General features: G+C 70.4%; 26 protein-coding genes and 1 tRNA gene. 11 read left to right on the top strand and 16 right to left on the bottom strand.

The genetic code is table 11. The features are described 5' to 3' along the window. Positions 1-53: 53 nt before the first annotated feature. The 5 genes from EFJ44_RS09565 to EFJ44_RS09545 form a co-directional block, all read right to left on the bottom strand. Positions 54-1265 (bottom strand): acyl-CoA dehydrogenase family protein, encoded by a 1212-nt coding sequence (locus tag EFJ44_RS09565; RefSeq protein ID WP_125256995.1) that lies wholly within the window; start codon positions 1263-1265, stop codon positions 54-56. Between the two features lie 79 nt (positions 1266-1344). Beyond that, positions 1345-1650 carry an SCP2 sterol-binding domain-containing protein gene (locus EFJ44_RS09560; RefSeq protein WP_125256994.1) on the bottom strand — a complete coding sequence of 102 codons (306 nt, stop codon included), beginning with the start codon at positions 1648-1650 and terminating at the stop codon, positions 1345-1347. A 73-nt stretch (positions 1651-1723) separates the two neighbouring features. Beyond that, positions 1724-2608 carry a twin-arginine translocase subunit TatC gene (tatC, locus tag EFJ44_RS09555; RefSeq protein WP_125256993.1) on the bottom strand — a complete coding sequence of 295 codons (885 nt, stop codon included), beginning with the start codon at positions 2606-2608 and terminating at the stop codon, positions 1724-1726. Further along, the gene (gene tatB / locus EFJ44_RS14100) at positions 2605-3159 is read right to left on the bottom strand and encodes a Sec-independent protein translocase protein TatB (protein ID WP_125256992.1); all 555 of its coding nucleotides are present in this window, start codon (positions 3157-3159) and stop codon (positions 2605-2607) included. Before tatB ends, tatC begins: the two co-directional genes overlap by 4 nt. A gap of 29 nt (positions 3160-3188) precedes the next feature. Further along, positions 3189-3407: a twin-arginine translocase TatA/TatE family subunit gene (locus EFJ44_RS09545; protein WP_125256991.1), complete on the bottom strand. Its 219-nt coding sequence runs from the start codon at positions 3405-3407 to the stop codon at positions 3189-3191. Between the two features lie 104 nt (positions 3408-3511). Between EFJ44_RS09545 and rnhA the strand changes: the two genes are divergently transcribed. Beyond that, positions 3512-3952 carry a ribonuclease HI gene (gene rnhA / locus EFJ44_RS09540; protein WP_125256990.1) on the top strand — a complete coding sequence of 147 codons (441 nt, stop codon included), beginning with the start codon at positions 3512-3514 and terminating at the stop codon, positions 3950-3952. Here rnhA and EFJ44_RS09535 read toward each other — a convergent pair. From EFJ44_RS09535 to EFJ44_RS09520, 4 genes are all read right to left on the bottom strand, one after another. Then, positions 3949-4317: a hypothetical protein gene (locus EFJ44_RS09535; RefSeq protein WP_125256989.1), complete on the bottom strand. Its 369-nt coding sequence runs from the start codon at positions 4315-4317 to the stop codon at positions 3949-3951. The genes rnhA and EFJ44_RS09535 overlap by 4 nt on opposite strands. Further along, positions 4314-4772, bottom strand: a complete 459-nt coding sequence (locus tag EFJ44_RS09530) for an NfeD family protein (protein WP_125256988.1) — start codon at positions 4770-4772, stop codon at positions 4314-4316. The genes EFJ44_RS09535 and EFJ44_RS09530 overlap by 4 nt, the downstream gene beginning before the upstream one ends. A gap of 4 nt (positions 4773-4776) precedes the next feature. After that, the gene (locus EFJ44_RS09525; protein WP_164511906.1) at positions 4777-5784 is read right to left on the bottom strand and encodes an SPFH domain-containing protein; all 1008 of its coding nucleotides are present in this window, start codon (positions 5782-5784) and stop codon (positions 4777-4779) included. Positions 5785-5861: 77 nt separating this feature from the next. Then, positions 5862-6278, bottom strand: a complete 417-nt coding sequence (locus EFJ44_RS09520; RefSeq protein WP_125256986.1) for an NUDIX hydrolase — start codon at positions 6276-6278, stop codon at positions 5862-5864. A gap of 55 nt (positions 6279-6333) precedes the next feature. Here EFJ44_RS09520 and EFJ44_RS09515 point away from each other — a divergent pair, with 55 nt between their 5' ends. The 3 genes from EFJ44_RS09515 (at position 6334) to EFJ44_RS09505 (ending at position 9567) form a co-directional block, all read left to right on the top strand. Next, the gene (locus EFJ44_RS09515) at positions 6334-7782 is read left to right on the top strand and encodes an FAD-binding oxidoreductase (protein ID WP_125256985.1); all 1449 of its coding nucleotides are present in this window, start codon (positions 6334-6336) and stop codon (positions 7780-7782) included. Positions 7783-7860: 78 nt separating this feature from the next. Beyond that, positions 7861-8628, top strand: a complete 768-nt coding sequence (gene yaaA / locus EFJ44_RS09510; RefSeq protein WP_125256984.1) for a peroxide stress protein YaaA — start codon at positions 7861-7863, stop codon at positions 8626-8628. A gap of 150 nt (positions 8629-8778) precedes the next feature. Beyond that, positions 8779-9567 carry a 3-hydroxybutyrate dehydrogenase gene (locus EFJ44_RS09505; RefSeq protein ID WP_125257451.1) on the top strand — a complete coding sequence of 263 codons (789 nt, stop codon included), beginning with the start codon at positions 8779-8781 and terminating at the stop codon, positions 9565-9567. Between the two features lie 442 nt (positions 9568-10009). On the opposite strand, the gene EFJ44_RS09500 is transcribed toward EFJ44_RS09505, so the two are convergent. Together EFJ44_RS09500 and EFJ44_RS09495 are read right to left on the bottom strand one after the other, a co-directional pair. Beyond that, a complete protein-coding gene (locus EFJ44_RS09500) occupies positions 10010-10927 on the bottom strand; it encodes an L-threonylcarbamoyladenylate synthase (RefSeq protein WP_125256983.1) in 918 nt (305 codons plus the stop codon). Then, on the bottom strand, positions 10924-11475 hold the full coding sequence (locus EFJ44_RS09495; RefSeq protein ID WP_125256982.1) for a cytochrome b: 552 nt from the start codon (positions 11473-11475) through the stop codon (positions 10924-10926). The genes EFJ44_RS09500 and EFJ44_RS09495 overlap by 4 nt, the downstream gene beginning before the upstream one ends. An 84-nt stretch (positions 11476-11559) precedes the next feature. Here EFJ44_RS09495 and EFJ44_RS09490 point away from each other — a divergent pair, with 84 nt between their 5' ends. Together EFJ44_RS09490 and EFJ44_RS09485 are read left to right on the top strand one after the other, a co-directional pair. After that, the gene (locus EFJ44_RS09490; protein ID WP_125256981.1) at positions 11560-13344 is read left to right on the top strand and encodes an acyl-CoA dehydrogenase; all 1785 of its coding nucleotides are present in this window, start codon (positions 11560-11562) and stop codon (positions 13342-13344) included. Positions 13345-13432: 88 nt separating this feature from the next. Further along, a complete protein-coding gene (locus EFJ44_RS09485) occupies positions 13433-13885 on the top strand; it encodes a hypothetical protein (RefSeq protein WP_125256980.1) in 453 nt (150 codons plus the stop codon). A 20-nt stretch (positions 13886-13905) separates the two neighbouring features. Here EFJ44_RS09485 and EFJ44_RS09480 read toward each other — a convergent pair whose 3' ends face one another. Both EFJ44_RS09480 and EFJ44_RS09475 read right to left on the bottom strand, forming a co-directional pair. Then, entirely contained in the window at positions 13906-16191 is a 2286-nt protein-coding gene (locus EFJ44_RS09480) for a glycoside hydrolase family 3 N-terminal domain-containing protein (protein WP_125256979.1), read from the bottom strand. Between the two features lie 81 nt (positions 16192-16272). After that, positions 16273-16872, bottom strand: coding sequence for an ATP-binding protein (locus tag EFJ44_RS09475; RefSeq protein WP_125256978.1), 600 nt, complete (start codon positions 16870-16872; stop codon positions 16273-16275). A 138-nt stretch (positions 16873-17010) separates the two neighbouring features. On the opposite strand from EFJ44_RS09475, the gene EFJ44_RS09470 reads away from it, so the two are divergent. Beyond that, a complete protein-coding gene (locus tag EFJ44_RS09470; protein ID WP_125256977.1) occupies positions 17011-17466 on the top strand; it encodes a response regulator in 456 nt (151 codons plus the stop codon). On the opposite strand, the gene gor is transcribed toward EFJ44_RS09470, so the two are convergent. Continuing rightward, a complete protein-coding gene (gene gor, locus EFJ44_RS09465; protein ID WP_125256976.1) occupies positions 17463-18848 on the bottom strand; it encodes a glutathione-disulfide reductase in 1386 nt (461 codons plus the stop codon). The two genes, EFJ44_RS09470 and gor, sit on opposite strands and share 4 nt — an antisense overlap. Before the next feature lie 433 nt (positions 18849-19281). Further along, positions 19282-19965, bottom strand: a complete 684-nt coding sequence (gene rpiA / locus EFJ44_RS09460) for a ribose-5-phosphate isomerase RpiA (protein WP_125256975.1) — start codon at positions 19963-19965, stop codon at positions 19282-19284. Positions 19966-20031: 66 nt separating this feature from the next. Between rpiA and EFJ44_RS09455 the strand changes: the two genes are divergently transcribed. Beyond that, positions 20032-20562 carry a hypothetical protein gene (locus EFJ44_RS09455; protein WP_125256974.1) on the top strand — a complete coding sequence of 177 codons (531 nt, stop codon included), beginning with the start codon at positions 20032-20034 and terminating at the stop codon, positions 20560-20562. 6 nt (positions 20563-20568) lie between these two features. On the opposite strand, the gene glmU is transcribed toward EFJ44_RS09455, so the two are convergent. Further along, positions 20569-21906 carry a bifunctional UDP-N-acetylglucosamine diphosphorylase/glucosamine-1-phosphate N-acetyltransferase GlmU gene (glmU, locus tag EFJ44_RS09450; RefSeq protein WP_125256973.1) on the bottom strand — a complete coding sequence of 446 codons (1338 nt, stop codon included), beginning with the start codon at positions 21904-21906 and terminating at the stop codon, positions 20569-20571. Between the two features lie 65 nt (positions 21907-21971). On the opposite strand from glmU, the gene EFJ44_RS09445 reads away from it, so the two are divergent. The 3 genes from EFJ44_RS09445 to EFJ44_RS09435 all read left to right on the top strand — a co-directional run bounded on the left by EFJ44_RS09445 (position 21972) and on the right by EFJ44_RS09435 (position 24779). After that, entirely contained in the window at positions 21972-22694 is a 723-nt protein-coding gene (locus EFJ44_RS09445) for an HAD-IA family hydrolase (protein ID WP_125256972.1), read from the top strand. A gap of 8 nt (positions 22695-22702) precedes the next feature. Beyond that, a tRNA-Val gene (locus EFJ44_RS09440) sits at positions 22703-22777 on the top strand. A gap of 88 nt (positions 22778-22865) precedes the next feature. Next, on the top strand, positions 22866-24779 hold the full coding sequence (locus tag EFJ44_RS09435) for a DEAD/DEAH box helicase (protein WP_125257450.1): 1914 nt from the start codon (positions 22866-22868) through the stop codon (positions 24777-24779). Positions 24780-24809 lie beyond the last annotated feature (30 nt).

Raw genomic sequence — 24809 nt, 5'->3', positions numbered from 1 at the left:
TTGCCTTCAAGGCCGCGGAAACGGCACAGCTGCCACCGGGCGTCAGCAGTCCGTCACCGGACCGGCTTCCCGCCGTGCTTCGCATACTCCAGCCGCGCGATGGTCCGGTTGTGCACCTCGTCCGGCCCGTCGGCGATGCGGAGGGTGCGCACCGTGGCGTACAGCTCCGCCAGCGGGAAGTCGCCCGACACGCCCGCCCCACCGAACGCCTGGATGGCGTCGTCGATGACTTTCAGCGCCATGCGCGGCGCGGCGACCTTGATCTGGGCGATCTCCGACTTGGCGTTCTTGGCCCCCGCCTCGTCCATCATCCAGGCCGCCTTCAGCACCAGCAGCCGGCACATCTCGATGTTGGTCCGCGCCTCGGCGACGCGCTGCTCCCAGACGGAGTGCTCGGCGATGGCCTTCCTGAACGCCGTGCGCGACAGCAGCCGCTCGACCATCAGGTCCAGCGCCCGCTCCGCCGCGCCGATCACGCGCATGCAGTGGTGGATGCGCCCCGGCCCCAGCCGCCCCTGGGCGATCTCGAATCCCCGGCCCTCGCCGGCGATCAGGTTCGCAACCGGCACCCGCACGTTCTCCAGCACCACCTCGGCGTGGCCGATCGGCAGCTCCTGATAGCCGAACACGGAAAGCATCCGCTCGACGCGGAAGCCGGGCGTGTCGACGGGCACCAGGATCTGGCTCTGCTGCTGGTGCGTCGCCGCCCCGAAGTCGGTCTTGCCCATGACGATGGTGATGGCGACGTTCGGGTGCGCCATGTTGGTCGACCACCACTTGCGGCCGTTGATGACGTAGTGGTCGCCGTCGCGCTCGATGCGCGTCTCGATGTTGGTCGCGTCCGAACTGGCCACCGCAGGCTCGGTCATCAAAAAGGCCGAGCGGATTTCGCCCGCCATCAAGGGCTTCAGCCACCGCGCCTGCTGTTCGGCGTTCCCATAGAGGTGCAGCACCTCCATGTTGCCGGTGTCCGGCGCGTTGCAGTTGAACACCTCGGCCGACCACAGCCGCCGCCCCATCATCTCGGCCAGCGGCGCGTATTCCAGATTGGTCAGCCCGGCCCCGTGCTCGCCCGGCAGGAACATGTTCCACAGCCCCGCCTCGCGCGCCTCGGCCTTCATCGCCTCCATGACCGGCGGCTGGCGCTTCGGGTTTTCGTGGACCTGCGCCCAGTACTCCGCCTCGCGCGGGATCACGTTCGTCTCGAGGAAGCGCGCCACGCGCTCCTGCCAGCGCAGACCGCGGTCGGAATGACGAAAGTCCATGGAAAGGCTCCGGCTCAAAAGGAAACGGCGCGACGTTTCTGGAGCGCCGCGCCGTCGTCGTCTTCGATCTGCGTCAATCTCAGCGCTTCAGCAGCGGCGCCAGACGCTGGGCGATCATCATGTCGCCGGCCACCTTCAGCTTGCCCTGCATGAAGGCCATCATCGGGTCCAGCCGGCCTTCCGACAGGGCCATGAAGTCGTCCCACGACATCGACACCGTGGCGTCGGCCGGCTTGTCCTCGTTGGTCACCGAATTCGGGACCGAGGCGCCGTCGATGTAGATCTTGCCGACGTCGCCCAGGTCGATCTTCACGGTCTTGCCCAGACCGGAGTTGTCGCCCACGGCGCCGCGGATGTGTTCGGTGACGGAAGCCAGGTCGGCCATGGTCGTCTCTCCCTGAGAACAAGTTGGCGTCCGGCCTAGCGCGCCCCCGGGGCGGCGCCAAGATCACGCGGGGTCAAGTTGCGGCGAGCGCGTCGGCGTCGTCCGCCTTCTTCCGCCGCAGCTCGATCAGCCGCACGCACCAGATCGAGATTTCGTAGAGCAGCACCAGCGGCACGGCCAGCATCAGCTGGCTGATCGGATCCGGCGGCGTCACCACGGCGGCGACCACCACGACGGCCACGATGGCGTACCGCCGCCCCTCGGCCATGAACTTCGACGAGATCAGCCCGGCGAGCCCCAGAAGCGTCATCACCACGGGCAGCTGGAAGCACAGGCCGAACGCCAGCAGCAGCGCCGTCACCAGGTTCAGGTACTCCGAAATCTTCGGCAGCAGCGCCACCGACACGCCGTCGCCCACCACCTGCTGGCCCAGCGAGAACCACATGACGAACGGCAGCATGACGAAATAGACCAGCGCGCCACCCAGCAGGAACAGCACAGGCGCGGCCAGCAGGAAAGGCAGGAAGGCGCCCTTCTCGTTGCGGTACAGGCCGGGCGCGACGAACCGGTAAAGCTGGAAGGCCAGCACCGGAAAGGCCAGCACCACGGCGCCGAAACCGGCGATCTTCATCTTGGTGAACAGCTGCTCCAGCGGGGCCGTGGCGATGAGCTGCACCACCTCCTGCCCCCCGTCCGGAACGGGCTTCAGACCGGCGGTCACCGCGATCAGATCGAAGGGGTTCACGTGGTGCCCCTGCGCCGCGTGCATGGCGGCCGCGGCCTGGAACGGCTGGATCAGGATCAGCTGGATCTGCGCGGCGAAGAAGAAGCAGACGATGAAGGCCGCGATGAAGGCCACCACGCACACCAGCAGTCGCCCGCGCAGCTCGACCAGATGGTCCATCAGGGGCGCGCGCGACGCCTCGATCTCGGCCTCGTCGCGTTCGTCGCGGGTCACAGGTCCACCGCCTTCTTCCGGGTGACCTTCGGCTTGGCGGCCGGTGCCTTGACCTTGTCGGGAGCCGGCTTCGTCGCCGCCTTGGGGCGAGCCTTGCCGACCGACGCGACGGCTTTCGTCGCCTTCGTGCGAGGCGTCGCCGCCTTCGTTTCCACCGGCGCGACCTCAACCGCCTCCATGGGCGTCGGCCCCGGATCGGCGAACTCCTCCGGCCCCGTCAGCAACGGCTGGGGCGCGGGCGCGGGCGATTCCACCGGGCGGTTCAGGTCGGCGTTGATCTCGCGGAAGGTCGCCTCGGCCTCGGCGCCCAGCGGCACCATCTGGGTGCGGCGCAGCGCGTCGACCTCCTTGCGCAGTTCGTCCAGCTCGGACTGGCGCGCCATCTCGTCGAAGCTGGCGCGGAAATCGTTGGCCATGGCGCGCGCGCGGGCCATGGCCTTGCCCAGCTTGCGCATCATCACGGGCAGGTCTTTCGGTCCCACGACCAGCAGGGCCACGAGTCCGATCACCAGAATTTCAAAGCCGCCGATGCCGGGGCCTAGGCCACCCATCCGTCAGGGTCTCCGACGCAGGTTGGCGGTCAGCGGTTCAGCTGGTCTTTTTCGGCGTCCGTGCGCGGCAGCGAGCTCACGCCCTCGGCGGGGCCGTCCTTCTTGTCGTCGTCCTTCAGGCCGTCCTTGAAGGCGCGGATGCCCTTGGCGGCGTCGCCCATCAGGCCCGACAGCTTGCCGCGCCCGCCGAACAGAAGGGCGATCACGGCGATCACGATCACCCAGTGCCAGATGCTCATCGCGCCCACGGCGTACTCTCCTCATGCGGACCGGTTCGTCGGCCTGATCTTCTAGCGCCGCATATAGGCGCTCCGGTGGCGCCAAGCCAAGCGGACCTGTAGTCACGGCGCCAATGAGTCACGTCATCATCCACACCGACGGCGCCTGCAAGGGCAATCCCGGGCCCGGCGGCTGGGGCGCGGTCCTGCAGACCGGCGCCGGCCACGAGAAGGAGCTGTGGGGCGGAGAACCGCTGACCACCAACAACCGCATGGAGCTGACGGCCGCCATCATGGCGCTGGAGGCGCTGAACCGCCCCTGCCGCGTCGATTTGCACACCGACAGCCGCTACGTCATGGACGGCATCACCAAATGGATGCCCGGCTGGAAGTCGCGCGGCTGGCTGACCGCCGACAGGAAGCCGGTCAAGAACGACGACCTGTGGAAACGTCTCGACGCCGCCCGCGCCCGGCACCAGGTCAAGTGGCACTGGGTCAAGGGCCACGCCGGGCATGAGTTGAACGAACGCGCCGACGCTTTGTCGAACAGGTGGATCGAGGAACGCCGGGGCTAGGGCTGGGCGTAAAGGCCGTAGGTCCAGCCGCCGTCGGCGTCGCGCTTCAGCGTGATCCAGCTCGCTTCGATGCAGAGCGCGGCGGTTAGCTCGCCGGTCGTCGATTCGGGCAGCTGGACCAACCGGTCACGAAACGCGTCGGAAGGTCCGCGCCCGGCCACGATCTTCTGCAGGATCCACTCGCCGTCGGTGTGGTACTCCACGCCGGCCCCATCTCGGCCGGTGCAGCCGTCGTCATCACACCGAACCGACGCGAACCGGGCGTCGTCCCGCGTCAGCCGCTCGTCGAACGCGATGTCGCCGAAAGCGTCGGCCTGCGCCAGCGGCACGCAGGCCAGCGCCCCGGCGAGCGCCAGGCCGATCACCCCGCCCGCACCTTCAGCGTCGCACCCGACGCATCGGCCACCACCACGCTCTGGCCCGGCAGGGGGGCATCGCCGTCGATCTCGGCCGCCCATTCGGCGCCCGAGACGAAGACCCGCCCGCGGCCGTCGACGAACGGCTGAACCACCTGGGCCCGCTGACCGACCAGCCGGCTGGTGCGGTCGTTGACGTCGGCGACCTCACCCGGATTGACGCGCTGGATCAGCCGTCGCGACAGCAGGGTCGCCGCGGCGGTCAGCAGGGCGAAGACGGCGATCTCCGCCGTCAGGCCCAGCCTCAGGCCCAGCGCCGTCAGCACGGCCACCACGCCGGCGGCCACCGCCGGCCACAGCAGCCACTCGCTCGAGATGGCGGCCTCGACCGCCAGCAGGGCCACGCCGATCGCCAGCCAGATCCACCACGGCTGCGAGGCGTGAAGGCTCAGGATCGCGTCCATCGTCCTACTCCGTCACGGGAACCGAGCCGGCGGGGCGGCGCGGCGGGCGCGGGGGCGCGGGGGGCGCGCTGCGCGGCGCGGGCGGCGGGGTCGATCCGCCCGACTGCTGCCGGCCGGCCAGGCCCACCAGTTCGCCGATGCCGGCGATGGAGCCGACCAGCGCCCCCATCTCGGCGGGCACGATGACCGTCTTCTGCTGCGGGCTGTTGGCCAACTGGGCGAAGGCCTCGACGTACTTCTGCGCCACGAAATAGTTGATCGCGTTCACGTCGCCGCGGGCGATGGCTTCAGACACCATGGCCGTGGCGCGGGCCTCGGCCTCGGCTTCGCGCTCGCGCGCCTCGGCGTCGCGGAAGGCGGCTTCCTTGCGGCCCTCGGCCTGCAGGATCGCCGACTGCTTGGCGCCCTCGGCTCGGGCGATGGCCGCCTGTTTCTCGCCCTCGGCCTCGGTGATCACCGCACGGCGCTCGCGCTCCGCCTTCATCTGCCGCGCCATGGCGTTTGTGATGTCCACCGGCGGCGTGAGATCCTTGATCTCGATGCGGTTGACCTTCACGCCCCACGGCTCGGTCGCCGCGTCGATGACCGTCAGCAGGCGCGAGTTGATGTTGTCCCGCTGGAACAGAACCTCGTCCAGGTCCATCGAGCCGACCACGGTCCGCAGGTTGGTCGAGCACAGCTGGGTGATGGCGTACGGCAGGTCTTCGACCCGATAGGCCGCCGCCGCCGCGCTCATCACCTGGATGAAGACGATGGCGTCCACCTTCACCATGGCGTTGTCCTTGGTGATGACCTCCTGCGTCGGGACGTCCAGAACCTGCTCCATCATGTTCATCCGACGGCCGATTCTCTCGACGAACGGCGTCAGCAGATGGATCCCGGGGGCCAGGGTCTTGGTGTATTTCCCGAAGCGCTCGACCGTGAACTCGCGCCCCTGCGGCACGATCTTCACCACGCTGAACAACAGCACGATCGCGAAGGCGACCAGCACCAGAACGAAAATCGTAGGCAGTTCCATCGACGTCCTCCTATGGCCTCGAAGGCTAGGGCGCCCGCGACCGCCGTTCCATCGAAACCGGACGGCGAAGATTACATCGGCGTAAGAAACCGCGCGGCGGCCAGCCGGATCACACGCCGGGTCTCGTCCCAGTCCACCCGTGCGCAGGCTTCCTCGACCGGCACGAACTCCGCCTCGGAGGCGTCGTCGCCCGCGACCGGCTCGCCCGCGACCCACCGCGCCGCATAGTCGATCAGCACATAGTGCCGCCCGTGCTCCGGAAACACGCCGTCGACCACGTCGACCAGCCCCAGCAGCTCGGCCTCGACCCCCGTCTCCTCGCGCAGCTCGCGCAGGCCGGTCTCCTCCAGCCGCTCGCCGGGTTCGACCCGTCCGCCCGGCAGGCTCCACTGCCCCCGCCGCGGCTCGCGGCCCCGCCGGATCAGCAGCACCTCCGCCCCGCGGAAGCAGATCACGCCGACGGCGGGCACGGGGGCTGACAGGGTCATGCTCCGGCGTAACTCGCCCCTTCCCACCCCGGCAAGCCTTTGGGACAAAGGGCGCATGGACAGCGCCCTTCCCCGCCCGCCCGATCGCCTCAAGGCCGCCCTCGACGGCCTCGCCGAAGGCCTCGCCGAACTCAAGGCCGCGTTGGGCCCCGGCGGCTGGACCGACGACCCGCAGGAGATCGCGCCCTGGCTGGAGGAATGGCGCGGCCGGTGGCACGGCCACACCCCGCTGATGCTCACGCCTCGTTCCACCGAAGAGGTGGCGAAAGCGGTGAGGATCTGCGCCGCCCGTCGCATCCCGATCGTGCCCCAGGGCGGCGCCACGGGTCTGGTGGGCGGTCAGGTCCCCTTCGGCGAGGTCCTGCTGTCGCTCCGCAAGATGCGCGCGATCCGCGCCGTCTCCCCCTTGGACGACGCCCTGACCGTCGAGGCCGGCGTGACGCTGAAGGAGGCCCAGGACGCGGCATTGGCCGCCGGCCGCCGTTTCCCCCTGTCGCTCGCCGCCGAAGGCACCGCCACCATCGGCGGAGTCGTCTCCACCAACGCCGGCGGCGTCCAGGTCCTGCGCTACGGCATGATGCGGGATCTGGTCCTCGGCATCGAGGCCGTCATGCCCGACGGCCGCGTCTTCGACGGGCTGAAGACCCTGCGCAAGGACAACACCGGCTACGATCTGAAGCAGCTCCTGATCGGCGCCGAGGGCACACTGGGCGTCGTCACCGCGGCCACCCTGAAGCTGGTCCCCCTCCTCCGCTCCCGCGCGACGGCCATGGCCGGCCTGTCCCGCGCCGCCGACGCCGTCGAACTCCTCGCCCGCGCCAGGGCCGAGACCGGCGGCGGGGTCGAGGCCTTCGAACTGATGCGCCGCGTCGGCGTGGAGATGGCCGTCCGCAACGTTCCCGGCGTGCGCGAGCCGCTGGAGACCGTCACCCCCTGGATCGTCCTGATCGAACTGGCGTCCGGCGAGGACGGCGCCGCCGAGGCCGCCCTCCAGCGCCTGCTCGAATCCGCCTTCGACCAGGGCCTGATCCTCGACGCCGCCGTGGCCACGAACGAGGCCCAGCGCGCCGCCTTCTGGAAGCTGCGCGAGGAGCAGTCCGCCGCCCAGAAGCCCGAGGGGCCCGGCTGGAAGCACGACGTCTCCGTCCCCGTCTCGCGCATCGCCGAGTTCATCGACGCCGCCGAGACCGCCGTCCTCGCCTTCGAGCCCGGCGCCCGCATCAGCGCCTTCGGCCACGTCGGCGACGGCAACCTGCACTACGACGTCATGCGGCCCTTGGACGCGGACCCCGCCGCCTTCATGGCGCGCCAGCCGCAGGGGTCGAAAGTCGTCCACGACCTCGTCGCCGCCTTCGACGGCTCGATCAGCGCGGAGCACGGTCTGGGCCGCCTCAAGACCGACGAGGCGCGCCGCTACAAGTCCGACGTGGAGCAGGACGCCATGCGCGCGATCCGCGCCGCGCTGGATCCGCATCGCATCATGAATCCCGCGGTGCTGTTCTAGGCCGCCGGTTCAAATCGTCGCCGAAGCGGCCTATCTGGCGCCCACCCCGTCCGATCGGGCGTTCCCGGGAGACCGCCTTTGCTGTTCGTCCTGTCTCCGGCCAAGCGGCTGGATTTCACCGAAGCCCCCGCCGGTCTGCCCGCCACGCGTCACCGGTTCGGGGACGACCTGAAGAGCCTGTCGGTCACCGCGCGGCGCCAGACCCAGGCCGAGCTTCGCCGCCTCATGGGGATCTCCGACGATCTGGCGAAGCTGAACCAGCAGCGCTTCAAGGCCTTCGACCCGGAGTCCGATCAGGGCCTGCAGGCCGTCCTGGCCTTCGCCGGCGACGTCTACCAGGGCCTCGACGCCCGCTCCCTGTCCGCCGCCGACCTGGCGTGGGCCCAGGATCGCCTGCGCATCCTGTCCGGCCTCTACGGCCTGCTGCGCCCGCTCGACCGCATCCAGCCCTATCGGCTGGAGATGGGCACGCGGCTCAAGACCCGCCGCGGCTCCAGCCTCTACGACTTCTGGGGCGACCGCATCTCGAAGCAGCTGAACGCCGACGCCGAGGGGCACGCCGATTCCACGCTCATCAACCTCGCCAGTCAAGAATACTTCGGCGCCGTCGACGCCCGGGCGCTGAAGATTCCCGTCGTCACCTGCCACTTCCGCGAGGGCGCCAAGGACGGCGGCGGCGAGACGCGCATCGTCTCCTTCTTCGCCAAGAAGGCCCGCGGCGCCATGGCCCGCTTCGCCGTGGAGAACCGCGTCGACCGCGCCGAGGGCCTCAAGGACTTCACGACCGACGGCTATGCCTTCGACAGGACCGGTTCGACGGATTCGGACTGGATATTCACCCGCTAGGGAATATTCTGGCCGGGTCGCCTTCGCGGGTGCGAAGCGATAGTCTGGGGCAAGACGCCGTGAACGGCGCGCAGGAGACGAGACGACATGCTGCATTGGCCCAAGCGCGGCGCCGCGCCCGGAGAGTCGGCTACGGCCGCCCCCCGCGACATGAACGACCTGTCGGGCCAGGTGGCGGTCATCACCGGCTCGACCTCAGGCATCGGTCTGGCGCTGGCCCGCGCCGTGGCCGCGCGCGGCGGCGACGTGGTCCTCAACGGCCTCGGCGACCCGTCCGAAATCGAGCGCACCCGCGCCGGCATCGAGGCCGCCTGCGGCGTCCGCGTCCGCTACCACGCCGCCGACATGCGCCGGGGCGAGGAGGTCGCCGACCTCGTCGCCTTCGCCAAACACGAGCTCGGCCGCCTCGACGTCCTGGTCAACAACGCCGGCGTCCAGCACGTCGAGGCGATCGAGAAATTCCCCTCGGAGAAGTGGGACCAGATCATCGCCGTCAACCTCTCCTCGGCCTTCTACGCCATCCGCGCCGCGGTCCCGATCATGAAGGCCCAGGGCCGCGGCCGCATCGTCAACGTCGCCTCCGCCCACGGCCTGCGCGCCAGCCCGTTCAAGTCCGCCTACGTCGCCGCCAAGCACGGCGTCATCGGCCTGACCAAGACCGTGGCGCTGGAGACCGCGCGCGACGGGATCACCTGCAACGCCATCTGCCCCGGCTTCGTCGAGACCCCCATCGTCGAGCGGCAGATCGCCGATCAGGCCCGCACCCACGGCATTTCGAAGGACCGCGTGGTCGAGGAGGTCATCCTCGCCAAACAGCCCACCAAGCGCTTCGTCACCTCCGACGAGCTGACCGGCCTGTTCCTCTACCTCGTCAGCGACCTGGGCGCGTCGGCCACCGGCGGCAGCTTCTCCATCGACGGCGGCTGGACCGCGCAATAGCCGCGCCCGTCTCGCCGAAAGCGGACGCGCCGAAGGTCTGTGAAGGGTGGAAAGCGGACATCAGGGCCGATACCTTCACCCCATGGAAGAGCGCCTCCGCTGGATCAGATATATCAAGGCCCTACGTGAAGAGCACGGCGTGAGCATACATGAGGCTCATGTGATCGCTGCAGCCCGGCCAGAGTGGCGGCGATGGGTGGAACGGCAGATCAACTCAGATTCCGAATGTCGCAGGATGGCGCTTCGCCACATCAAAAATGCTGGCCGCGCCGCCTTGCTCGCGAGAGATGGTGAAACCCTGAGGGTCCGCAACGGGTCGAATGCTGACCTGAGGACGGCGGCGCGCATCAGATGAAAAGCCCGCTGACGGCGGCCGAGAACTGTCGGCGACGGCGAGCGCAAGCGGCGCCAAGGTTGGGACTTCATGCGCGCCGGCAGCCCCCTAGCCGACGTGGCCCGCCGCACGGCGAAGCCGGTCATGGATCGCCTCGCCAAGTCCTTCGCGCGGAACCGGGGCCACCACGATCGCCGAGGGCCGCTCGCGGTCGGCCTCGCGCAGCAGGCGGAACAGGTTCGCCGCCGCCTCGCGCAGATCGCCGGTCGGGCTGAGGCTCCAGCGCGCCTCCCCCACGCCCGGACCAAACCCCAGCAAGATTTCGCCCGGCCCTGCTTCCGCCGTCTCGATCCTCACAGGGGCGTCGGGGGCGTAGTGCAGCGCGACCCTTCCGGGTGATCGCCGCCCCTCGCCCGCCTCGCTCAGCGACCCTACGACCGCCTCGATCTCCGCGCGCGTCACCGCGCCGGGCCGCAGCAGGGCCACCTTGCCGTCCAGGACGGAGACGACCGTGCTCTCCAGACCGACCGCGCACGGCCCGCCGTCCACCGCCTCGGCGACGGCGTGGCCGGTCTCCTCGACCGCGTCGGCGAAGGTGGTCGGGCTGGGCCGTCCCGACCGGTTGGCCGACGGCGCCACCACCGCCCCGCCGAAGGCCGCGATCACCGCCCGCGCCTTCGCATGGCCCGGCACGCGCACGGCGACGCTGTCCAGTCCGGCCCGCGCCAGCTCGCAGACGCCGCCGCCCTCGCGCGCCGGGGCCACGATCGTCAGGGGACCCGGCCAGAAGGCCTCCGCCAGCCCCCGGGCCGTGGCGTCGAAGACCGCGACCCGCTCCGCCTGCGCGGCGTCGGCGACGTGGGCGATCAGGGGGTTGAAGCGCGGCCGGTCCTTGGCTTCGAAGACCTTCGCGACGGCCTCCGCGTTCGCCGCGTCGGCGCCGAGCCCATAGACCGTCTCGGTCGGCAGGATGATGAGGTCGCCGGCCTTCAGCGCGGCCGCGGCCCGCGCCGTCGGATCGCTCATGGTCGCCGCGGGATCGCCGGGATCATCCGGCGCAGAACGTCGTCCCGATCCATGAAATGGTGTTTCAGCGCCCCCGCCACATGCAGGAACAGCAGCACGTACAGCAGCTTGGGCAGCGCCTCGTGCACGTCCATCAGGCTCCGCGCCAGCTCGCGCCCGCCGCCGATCGGGAGAAGGGGAAAATCGAACAGACCATACCACTCGAACCCGCGCCCGGACGCCGACCCGGCCAGCCAGCCCGTCAGCGGCAGCGCCAGCAGCACGACGTAGAACAGCACGTGCGTCGTCCGCGCCGCGATCTTCTGCCACCGCGGGGTGGAGGCCGGCAGCGGAATGGCCGGATTGGCCACGCGCCACCCCAGACGCGCCAGCGTCAGGATCAGGATCGTCGCCCCGCCGGACTTGTGCAGCATCATCCAGAAGCCGCGCTCCGGCCCGCTGACCCCTTCGGCGATCGAGATCAGCACGATCTGCCCGACCACCAGCAGGGCCGTCAGCCAGTGCAGGGTCAGCGACACGTTGGAATAGCGATGACGCGGTTCGCTCATGGGCCTTCCCTTCCGTCGCGGCGCCGGGGCACCTTGGGGCATGCGCCGCGTCGCGCCAAGACGCGGAGATCAAATGAGGCTTGCATGACCTATCGCGCCCCCGTCCGCGACCTGATCTTCACGTTGAAGGCCGTGGCCGGCATCGACCGCGTCGCCGCCACCGGGGGCTTCCCGGATTATGACGACGACCTGCTCCCGGCCGTGCTGGAGGCGGCGGGCGAGTTCTCGCAGGACGTGCTGGTGCCCTTGAACCGTCCGGGCGACCTGAACGGGGCGAAGTACGCCGACGGATCGGTGACCGCCGCGCCCGGATTCGCGGACGCCTACCGTCAGTTCGCCGCCGGCGGCTGGACCGGCCTGTCCGCAGCGCCCGAGCACGGCGGGCAGGGTTTGCCCAAGGCGCTGGAGCTGGCGGCCTATGAGACCGTGCACGCCGCCAACATGGCCTTCGGCCTGTGCCCCATGCTGTCGCTCGCCGCCGTCGAGGCGCTGCAGGAGCACGGCACGGAGGATCAGAAGGCGACCTGGCTTCCGAAGCTGGTCTCCGGCGAATGGACCGGGGCCATGGTCCTGACCGAACCCCACGCCGGCACCGATCTGGGTGCACTCACGTCGACCGCGACGCCGAACGGCGACGGGACCTACGCGCTGACCGGCCAAAAGATCTTCATCACCTGGGGCGACCACGACGCCGCCGACAACATCGTCCACATGGTCCTCGCGCGCCTGCCCGACGCCCCGCCCGGGCCCAAGGGGATCAGCCTCTTCCTCGCGTCGAAATTCCTCGTGAAGCCCGACGGGTCGTTGGGCGACCGCAACGCCTTCCGCGCCGTCGGCGTCGAGCACAAGCTGGGCATCCACGCCTCGCCGACCTGCGTCATGAGTTACGAGGGCGCGACCGCCGAACTGGTCGGCCGACCCAATGAGGGCCTGTCCCACATGTTCGTCATGATGAACGCCGCGCGGCTGGCCGTCGGCGTCGAGGGCGTCGGCATCGCCGAGCGCGCGTACCAGGGCGCGCTGGCCTATGCCCAGGACCGCCGTCAGGGGCGCAGCGTCCTGACCGGCGAAGCGAACGCCCCGATCGTCGACCACCCCGACGTCCGCCGCATGCTGTCGGTCATGAAGGCGAAGATCGCGGCCGCCCGGGCCATCTGCCTGTCGTGCGGCGTGGCCGCCGATCTGGCGCGTCACGCGCCCACGGTCGAGGAGCGGGTCGCCTGGAAGCGTCGGGAGGACCTGCTCACGCCCATCGCCAAGGCGTGGTCGACCGACGTGGGCGTCGAGGTCGCGTCGGCGGCCGTGCAGGTCCACGGCGGCATGGGGTTCATCGAGGAGACCGGCGCCGCACAGCACTATCGCGACGCCCGGATCGCCCCGATCTACGAGGGGACCAACGGCGTTCAGGCCATGGATCTCGTCGGGCGCAAGCTGTCCCAGGACGGCGGCGAGGCGGCGCGGGCGATCATCGCCGAGATGAAGGCCGATCTCGCCCGACTGCCGCGCCTGTACTCCGGCAAGCCGGTCGAGCGGCTGGCCGCCGCCGTCGAGGCGGTCGAGGACGCCACCCTGTGGCTGCTCGACGCGAAGGCCGATCCCGTGCGCGCCGCCGACGTTCTGGCGGGGGCGGACGCCTATCTGAAGCTGATGGGCGACGTGATCGGCGGGTGGATGCTGGCGCGCGGCGCGCTGGAGGCCCGGGCCGAGCTGGACGCCGGACAGGGCGACCCGGTTTTCCTCGAGGGCCGGATCGCCCTCTACGAGGTCTACGCCGCCAACGTCCTCGGGCATGCCTCCAGCCGGCTGGCCGCGATCGGTCAGGGCGCCGCCCTGCTGCAGCGGATGTCCGTCGCGGTGCTGGCGGGATGACTGTGCGTCAGGAACCGTGGGGAAATTCGTCTCGACGCGCCGGCCGGGCTGCGCGATCCTCGCGTCACCGTTCTGGAGGGAACTGACCATGCTGAAATCGACGTTCGTGGGCGCCGCAGCCCTGATGCTGACCGCCGGCGCCGCCGCCGCGGACGAGTGGGAGGCGATCGCCATCTCCGACAGCGCCGTGATGGCGGTGGACTGGAGCTCCATGCGCATCAACGGCAGCGTGCGCCAGATCAACACCGCCCTGGTCGCGGTGCGGCCGGAGCCGGGTCAGTTCGACTGGGCCACCTCCCTGATCGACATCGACTGCTCGCAGATGCGCTACAAGACCGTGCGCTCCAGCTTCTTCTACATCGACGGCAGCTCGGCGTCGGACGACTTCGTCGGCGACGGCAGCTGGACCGCGATCAACCCCGGCGCCCTGATGGACGACGTCCGCGGTCAGGTCTGTGCCGCCTCGACGGGCAAGCAGGGCTATTTCGACGATCCCCTGACCTTCGCCGTCAACGCCCGGCGGGTGATGCAGGACCAGTAAGGATCCCGGTCGGTGCGGCGTCAGCGGACCAGGGCGAACCCGGCCGCGACGCCGCTCTGCGCGTCCGGCGCCAGCCAGACGTCGAACCGCCCGGGCTCGACGGTCCAGCGGTTCTCCGGCCCCATGTATTCCAGCGTCTTCCGGTCGAGCGTGAACGCGACGCGCCGTGTCTGACCCGGCTCCAGCCGAACCTTGCGGAAACCCTTCAGTTCCCGCACCGGTCGCGTCAGCCGCGCAACGCGGTCGCGGACGTAAAGCTGGACGGTCTCCTCGACCGGCCGAACACCGACGTTCGACACCTCGACCGAGATCTCGATGCGGCCGTCCCACGACAGGGTCGAGGCCTCGACTTCCGTCGCGCCATAGGTCACGGGCCCATATCCCAGCCCATGCCCGAACGGAAACGCCGCGCTGTGGGGGGCCTCGCGGAACTGGGTCCGGTACTCCTCCCGAGGCGGCGCCGGGTCCGCCGGCCGCCCCGTCGGCTTGTGATCGTAGTGGAAGGGCTGCTGACCCGAGACGTGCGGAAAGCTGACGGGAAGACGGCCGGACGGCGAATGATCGCCGAACAGCAGGTCGGCCAGGGCGGGCCCGTGCTGGCTGCCGAGAAACCAGGTGACCAGGATGGCGTCGGCGTCCCGGATCGCGCCCTCCAGCGCCAGGGCCCGCCCGGTCCGAAGCAGTACGACGGTCGGCTTTCCTGCGGTCTTCACCGCTTCCGCCAAGGCCTGCTGCGGCGCCGGCACGACGATCTCGGCCCGCGACTGGGCCTCCGCCGACATGGGCGTCGACTCGCCCACCGCCAGGATCACCACGTCGGCCGACCGCGCCGCCGCGACCGCGGCGTCGATGCCGCCCTCGATCGGAGCCTCCGGGTCCGACCCGCGCACGAAGGTCAGGGCCGCGCCCGGCGCCAGGGCGGCGCGCAGGCCGGCTTCCAGCGACACGGCCTTGGTCCGGTCGCCCCAGATGGTCCACGGCCCGAACACGTCGTCGTCGGACGCCGGTCCGATCACGGCGATGCGCTTGCCGCTCCTCGGCAGGGGAAGCACGCCGCCGTCGTTCTTCAGCATCACCACCGACTTGCGCGCCGCCTCCCGGGAAAGCGCATGATGCTCCGGAGCGTTGACCTCGCGGCGCTCGGCGTCCGGGTCCGAGCCCTTGTAGGGATCGTCGAACAGGCCCAGCGCGGCCTTCACGTTCAGCACCCGCCGCACCGAGCGGTCGACGACCGACATCGGCACGTCGCCTTTCGCGACCAGATCCGGGATGTGGGCGTTGTAGAGGCCCGAGACCATGCTCATGTCGACGCCGGCCAGAAGCGCGATCCGTGCGGCGTCCCGCCCGTCCTCGGCGAAGCCGTGGGCGATCAGCTCCTCTTCGGACGTATAGTCGGAGACGACGTATCCCTCGAACCCCCACTCGTCGCGCAGGATGTCGGTCAACAGCCATCCGTTGCCGGTGGCGGGCACGCCGTTGACCTCGTTGAAGGCGCTCATGGTCGACAGGGCGCCCGCGTCGAACCCGGCCTTGAACGGCGGCAGATAGACGCCGCGCAGCCGCTGCTCGGACATGTCGGTGGTATTGTAGTCCAGCCCCGCCTCGGCCGCCCCGTAGGCCGCGAAATGTTTCGGGGTGGCGAGGAGGGCGTTCTTCGCCGTCAGGTCGGGGCCCTGGAATCCGCGCACGCGCGCCGCCGCCAGAACCGATCCCAGGAAGACGTCCTCCCCCGCCCCCTCCACGACGCGGCCCCAGCGCTGGTCCCGGGCGACGTCGACCATCGGTGCATAGGTCTGATGGATGCCCGACGCCGCCGACTCCCGCGCCGCCGCCCGCGCGGTGCGTTCGGCCAGCCCGGCGTCCCACGCCGCCGCCTCGGCCAGCGGCACGGGGAAGACGGTGTAGAGGCCATGGATGACGTCGGCCGCGAAGAGCAGCGGGATTCCCAGCCGGCTCTCCTTCAGGGCGATGTCCTGGATCGTCCGGGCGCCGGCCGCGCCGACGCCGTTGAAGAGGGATCCGACCTGACCTTTGCGGATCATGTCGGCGACGCGGGCCGGATCGCCGTCCTTGTCGACCGGATTGACCTCCTGCGGGCGGAAGCGGAACGGATCGTTGAAGAGGCTGAGCTGTCCCGCCTTCTCCTCGATCGTCATTCGGGCGATCAGGGCGTCGATGCGTGACGCGTGACGCACGCGGGCGTCCTGGGCGGCGGCGGAGCGCACCGAGACCATGAAGCTGGCCGCCAGCAGGCCCGCGCCGCCCAGCAGGGCGCGGCGGGAGGGCGAGGGCGTGCGGAGGGTCATGGCGATCCCGGTGCTGAGAGGACGACGCTCCGACTTAGGGCAAGCCGGGCCGCCGTGGGGATCACACCGGGTTTCGACCGCTCAGTTCAGGCGCTCCGCGCCCGAGGGCAGTCCGATGCGGACGGCGAAGCCGGCGCCCGGCGAGGTCTCGAGCGTCATCGTCCCGTCGTGCGCCGCCACGAGACCCTCGATCAGGGACAGGCCGTCGCCCTTGCGCGGTTCGGCGGCCCCCGCGCCGGTGTCGCGCACGACCAGGCTGAGGCCCGAGCGCGTGGCCGAGAAGGCGACGGCGACCGCTCCGCTCCCGCCGTCGACGAAGGCGTGGCGGGTCACATTGGTCAGGAGTTCGTGCAGGATCACAGCCAGCGGCAGCCGTTGGACCTCAGGCAGGTCCCCGACGCGGCCGCGGACTTCGAGGCGCAGGCCCCGGGCCTCCAGGCTGCGGCGCCAGAAGGCGAGGGCCTCCTCGACGTAGGCGTCGAAGGGGTCGCCCTGACCGTGGCGTTCGCTCATCAGGCCGACGGCGGCGGCCATGTCGCTGATCCAGCCCAGATGCCGCCGGGAGTCCGGATCCTCGACCGTGCGCAGGCGAATCGAGACCAGCGTTTGCAGGAACCGGCAACAGGCGTCGGGGCCCGCGGCGCCCGATCCCATGGTGCCCGAGAGCGACATTTCCGCCATTACTGAACTCCGACGCCCTGATTCCCCGATTTTTTTTAGCCGACGCCGAACCTTGCCGCCATCACGACGTTGCAAGTGTCCGGTCGCCGACACTTTATGGCGTAGGTGACGCGGGCAGTTGCGGGGGGACCACGAACAGTGACCGGCGTCGAGGGGCTAAGGGTCATGATCGTCGAGGATCAGGCCCTGCTGGCCATGGAGCTCGAACTGATCCTGCTCGACGCGGGCTGCGAGGTGGTGGGCGTCGCCGTGGACACCCGCGGCGCCTTCGCCGTGGCGGAGCGCGAGAAGCCCGATCTGGCTCTGGTCGACGTCAACCTGATGGACGGAATGACGGGGCCGCAGATCGCGCACCGTCTGGTCGCGGAGCACGGCGCGGCGGTCATCTTCCTGACCGCCAATCCGGAACAGATCCCGGACGGCTTCTCCGGCGCCCTCGGGGCCGTGTGCAAACCCTTCGACGAACAGACGATCCGGGGCGTGGTGACCTTCGCGCGCCAGTTCATCTCCACGCGGACCGTGGGGGCCGCCCCGCGCCGGTTCAGGCTGGCCCCCTGGCTGACCACGCCGCCGCCCGACGTGGCGCCGCACTAGCCGAGCGTGGTCTCCTGCGGCCGCACCGGCTCGCGCATCGTCACCAGCTCCTCGGCCACGGTCGGATGGACGGCGCAGGTCGCGTCCCACTGGGCCTTGGTCAGGCCGGCCTTCACCGCGATCGCCGCGACCTGGATGATCTCCGGCGCGTCGGGACCGACGATGTGGACCCCGACGACGCGCCGACTCTCCTTGTCCACGACCAGTTTCATCAGCATGCGTTCGTCGGATCCCGTGAAGGCGTACTTCATGGGGCGGAAGCGGGTCATGTAGACGTCGACCCCGCCGCCGCAGGCCCGACGCGCCTCGGCTTCCGACAGGCCGACCGTTCCGACCGGCGGCTGGCTGAAGACGGCGGTGGCGACGGCCTCGTAGTCGAACTTCATCGGCCGGTCGCGGAAGACGGTGGAATGAAAGGCCACGGCTTCGCGGATGGCCACGGGCGTCAGGTTCATGCGGTCCGTGACGTCGCCGATGGCCCAGATGTTCTCCGCCGTCGTGCGCGAGAACTCGTCGACCTTGACGGCGCCGTCGTCGGTCAGTTCGACCCCGGCCGTCTCAAGGCCCAGATCCTTGACGTACGGGATGCGCCCGGTGGCGAACATGACCACGTCGGTCTCAAGCGCCATCCCGTTCTCAAGGTGATTGACGACGCCGGTGGCCTTCTTCTCCAGCCGGTCGTGCTGGCAGCCGAGGATGACCTTCACGCCCCGCTTCTCGATCTCGGCGGCGAGATGGGCGCGGACGTCGTCGTCGAAGCCGCGCAGGATGTTGGGCCCGCGGTAGATCAGCGTCGTCTCGACGCCCAGACCGGCGAAGATGCCGGCGAACTCCACCGCGATGTACCCGCCGCCGGCGATCAGGATGCGCTTCGGCAGTTCGGGCAGGTGGAAGGCCTGTTCGGACGTGATGGCGTGCTCCACGCCCGGCAGTCGCGGCGGGACCCAGGGACGGCCGCCGGTGGCGATCAGGATCCGCTCGGCGGTGTAGGTCCGGTCCTTGCCGACGATCTCGACGGTGTGCGCGTCCTTCAGGACGGCGCGGCCATGGATCAGCTCGGCGCCCGCCTTGCCCAGGTTGGCGGCGTAGATGCCCGACAGGCGGGCGATCTCGACGTCCTTGGCCTCGATGAATCTGGGCCAGTCGAAGGTCGGCTCCGGGACCGTCCAGCCATAGCCTTCGGCGATCTGGAACTGGTGGGCGAAGTCCGAGGCCATGACCATGAACTTCTTCGGCACGCAGCCGCGGATCACGCAGGTGCCGCCGGTCCGATGTTCCTCGGCCACCGCGACGCGCTTGCCGTCCAGTGCGGCCAGCCGCGCGGCGCGCACGCCGCCCGAACCGGCGCCGATGACGAAGAGGTCGTAGTCGTAGGCGGTCATGCGCGGGCTCCGGTGCTGAAGCGGTCGAGGTAGGCGTGGGGACCCCGGCGGGCAAGCGGAGGCGCCTCCCGACGGAAGTCGGCAGGTGGAAAGGGCGGGCGGAGCGCCGGGCGCGGAGCCCGGATGCTGTGGGGGTTCACCGTTTCGGCTTCGCGTGACGCTCCGCGCGGTCCGTCTGATCGAAAGCCGTCCGGAATGACCCGCAGGTCACCGCATGGGGCCGCTGCTTCGCGACTGACGGACGCGCCTTCGGCGGGCGGGCGGGAGACTTGCGAACCCCGGCACAAAGGGCGAAGGTTCCGGGCGAGCGTTGATCGGATTGGGAAATCCGGCGCGGGCTGACGCAACCGGGCGGGGTCGGCCGCCACGTCGTCCCTCTCCCGACGGAGATTGGACACTTCGCTTGCCGGTCAGTCCCAGAAGGCGCCCCGACTCAGGGAAGGCGCGTCTCCACGCCCGCATCCGTGCCGATGATCGCCTCGTCGGCGAGGTCGAGGAACAGGCCGTGCTCGACGACCCCGGTGACCAGTTTCAGGTCGTCGGCGAGACGGGCGGGGTCGTGGATGACGCCGCATTTGGCGTCGTAGATGACGTTGCCGCCGTCGGTGCGGACCATGCCGCGGTCCGCGACGCGGAATCGGCCCGGGAAGGCGACGTCGTGATCGGTCAGGACGTCGGAGATGCGGGCCCCCGTGGTCTTGTACCCGAAGGCGACGACCTCGATCGGCAGGGGAAAGGCGCCCAGGTGCGGCACGACCTTGGCGGCGTCGGCGATGACGAGGCAGGTGGACGAGGCCTCCCACACCAACTTCTCGCGCAGCAGGGCCGCGCCGCCGCCCTTGATCAGGGCCAGGCCGGGGCCGATCTCATCGGCGCCGTCGACGGTCAGGTCGATGCGCGAGACGTCCTCCAGCGTGACCAGCGGCAGGCCCAGCTCGCGGGCCAGATCGGCGGTGGCCTCGGACGTCGGGACGCAGCGCAGGTTCGGCAGGTTCCGCGCGGCCAGCGCCTTGACGAACCAGGCGGCGGTGGAGCCGGTGCCGAGGCCGACGATCATGCCCGCCTCGACGCGGAGGGCGGCGGCTTCGCCGGCACGGCGTTTCTGGAGGTCGGACATCTGGGCTCTCTTGCAGTGGCCGCGGATCGGTGGTCGGCTGCCCCGGCTTTATCGGGGGAACGATCGATGGGAAAGCGTGGCGCTGCCCTCATTTCAGCGACGGCGGCCGCCCTGGCGTGCGGCGCGTGCGAAACGGTCTTCGTGCAGCCGGCGGACACCGCCGACGCCGCCCGGGTCAGCTTTGCGCGGGATCCTGAACTGGGCACGTATGGCACCGGACAGATACTGTCGTGGTCATCCGGCGTCGCGTGCAGTGAGGTCCTGAAGATCGCCGCTTTCGACCCCATGTCGAAGGTCTTCGCCGGTCAGACCTCGTCGACCTTCAGGTTGCCGGGCGGCCAGCGCACGCATCTTCTGGCGGAAATCTACGGGCAGCCGCGCGCCGCCTACACCGTCGTCACGGGGTGCACCAATCTGATCAGCTTCACGCCCCGGTCGGGGGGGAGTTACGTCCTGGCGCAGCGCTTCAACGCTGGCGACTGCACGACGGGCGTGGTCGATCAGGCGACCGGCGCACCGCCGGCCGATCTCGTCGTGCACGGCCTGGCGCCGGACTGCGGGCGCATCCCGAACGGCTACTACGCCGTTCCCGACTGAGCCCGCTCAGCCCTTCGCCGCCTTCTTCGCGCGCATCGTCTCCATGAAGCGGGCGGCCCAGCCGGGCTTCGCGGTCTGCGGCGCCCGGGCGAGCACGAGGTCGCCGGGGGCGACGTCGGCGGTCACGACGGAGCCGGAGCCGACCATGGCGCCGGCGCCGATGACCACGGGGGCGACGAGCGAGGTGTTGGAGCCGACGAAGGCCCCCTGCCCCACCTCGGTCCTGTATTTGAAGAAGCCGTCGTAGTTGCAGAAGATGGTGCCCGCGCCGATGTTGGCGCCGGCGCCGACCGCGCCGTCGCCCAGATAGGACAGGTGATTGGCCTTGGCGCCCGCGCCCATGGTCACGTTCTTCACCTCGACGAAATTGCCGACCTTGGCCTTCTCCCCCAGCTTCGCGCCGGGGCGCAGGCGGGCATAGGGGCCGGCCTCGGCGCCCGGGCCCACCTCGGCGCCCTCGACGTGGCTGAAGGCCCTGATCTTCGCCCCGGCCCGCACCACGGCGCCCGGGCCGAAGACGACGTAGGGTTCGATCACCGCGCCGGGCTCGACCGAGGTGTCCCAGCTGACGAAGACGGTGTCGGGGGCGGGCATGCGGACGCCCGACGCCAGCAGGTCGTCGCGACGGACCTTCTGGAACAGGGCCTCGGCCCGGGCCAGTTCGCCCTGGGCGTTGACGCCCATGACGGCGTCTTCGGGCGCGAAGACGGCGCGGGTGGGTTCGCCGCGCTCGCGGGCCAGGGCCACGACGTCGGTCAGATAGTATTCGCCCCTAGCGTTGTCGTTGCGGACCTCGGCCAGCAGTTCGAAGAGCAGGCGCGAGGGCGCGGCCATGACGCCGGAGTTGCAGGCGGTGACCTTCAGCTGGTCGGGCGAGGCCTCCTTGTGCTCGACGATCGCCTCAAGCCCGCCGTCGGCGTCGATCAACAGGCGGCCGTAGCCGGTGGCGTCCCGGGCCTCGAAACCCACCACGGTCAGGGCGTCGCCGAAGACGGGCTCGATGTCCGAGGCCTTCAGCAGGGGCACGTCGCCGTAGGTGACGACCACCTGACCGTCGAAGTCGGCCATCAGCTCGCGCGCGGCCAGCACGGCGTGGCCGGTGCCGAGCGGCGGATCCTGGACGGCGACGGACGCGGTTCCGAGGCGCCTCTCGACGTGGGCGCGGACCTCCGGACTGTGATCGCCGACGACGACGATCACGCGCTCGCAGCCCAGACCCTCGGCGGCGTCGATGGCGTGGTCCAGCATGGCGCGGCCGCCGACGGGGTGCAGCACCTTGGGCAGGCCGGACTTCATCCGGGTGCCCTGGCCGGCGGCGAGGATGATGGCGGCGCGACGGGTCATGCGGGCTCCGGATTCGGCGACTTGCCGCGTTTTACGGCGGCGCGGACTCAAATAGAACCGGGCGCATGAAAGACCTGAGCGGCTGGACCATCGCCTTCGACCTGGACGGGACGCTGGTCGAGACGGCGCCCGACCTGATCGGGACGCTGAACCGGCTTCTGGCCCTGCGCGGCCTGCCGCCCCGGCCGGTGGAAGCGGCGCGGCATCTGGTGGGGCACGGGGCCACAGCCCTGCTGAAGGACGGGTTCCGGGAGGCAGGCGCGAACTGGGACGAGGCGGAGCAGCCGGCGCTGCTGGCGGCGTTTCTCGAGGACTATCTGGCGCGCATCTGCGACCACAGCCACGTCTATCCGGGGGTGGAGGCGGCGCTGGACCGGCTGGCGACCCGCGGCGCGATCCTGTGCGTGGCGACGAACAAGCCGACGCACCTGTCGCTGGCGCTGTTCGAGCGGCTGGGGCTGACGGACCGGTTCGCGGCGATCTGCGGGGCGGACGCGGTGTCGGCGCGGAAGCCGGACCCCGCGCACATCCGCGAGACGGTGCTGAAGGCAGGGGGCGATCCGGGCCGCGCGGTCATGGTCGGCGATTCGATCACCGACGTGTCGGCGGCGCGGGCGACGGGCGTGCCGGTGATCGTGACCACCTTCGGCTACACCGAAATCCCCGCGGCGGATCTGGGCGGAGATGCGCTGATCGACGGCTTCGACGTGCTGGAGGCGGCGGTGGACGGGATCGTGGCGGCGAGACTTGCTTCCCCGATTTCACCGGGCTATGTCCCCGCCTCCTGAAACGGCCCGGATGCGTAGCTCAGCGGGAGAGCACCTCGTTCACACCGAGGGGGTCACAGGTTCAATCCCTGTCGCATCCACCATTTCGCCGTTATCTCCCAATACTGGCCGCCGTCCGCCGATTTCGCGCCGACCGTTCGCGCGCCGCTCGTGCTTCTGGACCGCTTGACCATGCCCTTCCCCACCAGCCATCCCGCGCTCGACCGCGCCCTGTCCGAACGCGGCTATGACGAGCCGACGGCCGTCCAGTCCGCCGTGCTGGAGGCCGAGGAAGGCCGCGACCTGCTGGTCTCGGCGCAGACGGGGTCGGGCAAGACCGTCGCTTTCGGGTTGGCGCTGGCCCCCACCCTGCTGGGCGAGGCCGAGCGGTTCGCCGACAACGCGGCGCCCGAGGCCCTGATCATCGCCCCGACGCGGGAACTGGCGCTGCAGGTGTCGAAGGAGCTGGAGTGGCTGTACGCCAAGGCCGGGGCGCGGATCGCCACCTGCGTCGGCGGCATGGACCCGCGGGCGGAGCGGCGCGTGCTGGAGCGCGGCGCGGCCATCGTCGTGGGCACGCCGGGGCGTCTGAAGGATCACGTCGAGCGCGGCGGGCTGGACCTGTCGCGGCTGAAGGCCGTGGTGCTGGACGAGGCCGACGAGATGCTGGACATGGGGTTCAGCGAGGACCTGACCTTCATCCTGGACCAGGCGCCGGCGGAGCGGCGGACGCTGCTGTTCTCGGCCACGATCGCGCGCGAGATCGCGCAGTTGGCCAGGACCTATCAACGCGACGCGATCCGCATCGACACGACGTCGAAGACGGTCGCCCACGGCGACATCGCCTACAAGGCCATCCGCGTCGCGCCGCATGAGATCGAGCACGGCGTGGTCAACGTGCTGCGCTGGTTCGAGAGCCCGGGCGCCCTGGTGTTCGCCAACACGCGCGAGCGGGTGAAGCACCTGACGGCGAGCCTGCGGGAGCGCGGCTTTCAGGTCGTGGGCCTGTCGGGCGAGCTGACGCAGTCGCTGCGGTCGGAAGCCTTGCAGGCGCTGCGCGACGGCCACGCGCGAGTGTGCGTGGCCACCGACGTGGCGGCGCGCGGGCTGGACCTGCCGGACCTGGGGCTGGTGATCCACGCCGAGATCCCGGTGAACAAGGCCACCCTGCTGCACCGTTCCGGCCGGACCGGCCGCGCGGGCAAGAAGGGCACCTCGGTGCTGATGGTCAGCCACACGCGCCGCCGCAAGGTCGAGCTGATGCTGCGCTCGGCCAACATCGAGGCGGAATGGTCGGGCCCGCCGTCGGCCGACGAGATCCGGGCCAAGGATCAGGAGCGGATGCTGACCGATCCGGTGCTGACGGCGCCGGCGGACGAGGACTCGCTGGAGATGGGCCGCAAGCTGCTGGAGCGGTCGAGCCCCGAGCAGGTGGCGGCCGCCCTGATCCGGCTGTACCGCGAGAAGCTGCCCCCGCCGGAGGACGTGCAGGACGACGCGCGCATGGCGCGGACCATGGAAGGCGAGCGCGGGCGGCGCGAGCGCGAGCCGGTCGACTTCGCCCAGGGCGGCGACATGAGCTGGTTCCGCATCAACGTGGGCCGCGAGAAGAACGCCGATCCGAAATGGCTGCTGCCGCTGATCTGCCGCCTGGGACACGTGACCAAACGCGACGTCGGCTCGATCAAGATCTTCGACCGCGAGACCAAGTTCGAGATCACGCAGGAGGCCGAGGCGAAGTTCCGCGCGGCCATCGCCAGGGCCGCCGACGAGGACGTGTCGATCAGCGACGCGGTGGCCCCCGCGCCGGGCGAGAAGACCGCGCGGCCCAAGGCCTTCGCCAAGCCGCGCCGCGACTTCGACGGGCCGAAGAAGCCATGGACGCCGCGTCCGGAACGGACGGCGGAGGCGGCGATCGCGCCTGCGGACGGCGACAAGCCCAGGTGGATCAAGCGGACCAAGGACGACCCGACGCCCGCCGGCAAGAAGCCCTGGGTCGAGAAGCCGCGCGGCGAGAAGAAGCCTTGGGCCGGCAAGCCGGGCGCCAAGCCGTTCCGGGCCAAGACCGGCGGGAAGGCGTTCAAGGGCAGGCCGAAGCGGGCGTGAGGATTGCCCTTCGCCTGTAACCGTTTACGC

Source organism: Brevundimonas fluminis (assembly GCF_003934285.1).
In the GTDB taxonomy this organism is placed as follows: Bacteria; Pseudomonadota; Alphaproteobacteria; order Caulobacterales; family Caulobacteraceae; genus Brevundimonas; species Brevundimonas fluminis.
This window is presented reverse-complemented; position numbering and strand designations above follow the sequence as displayed.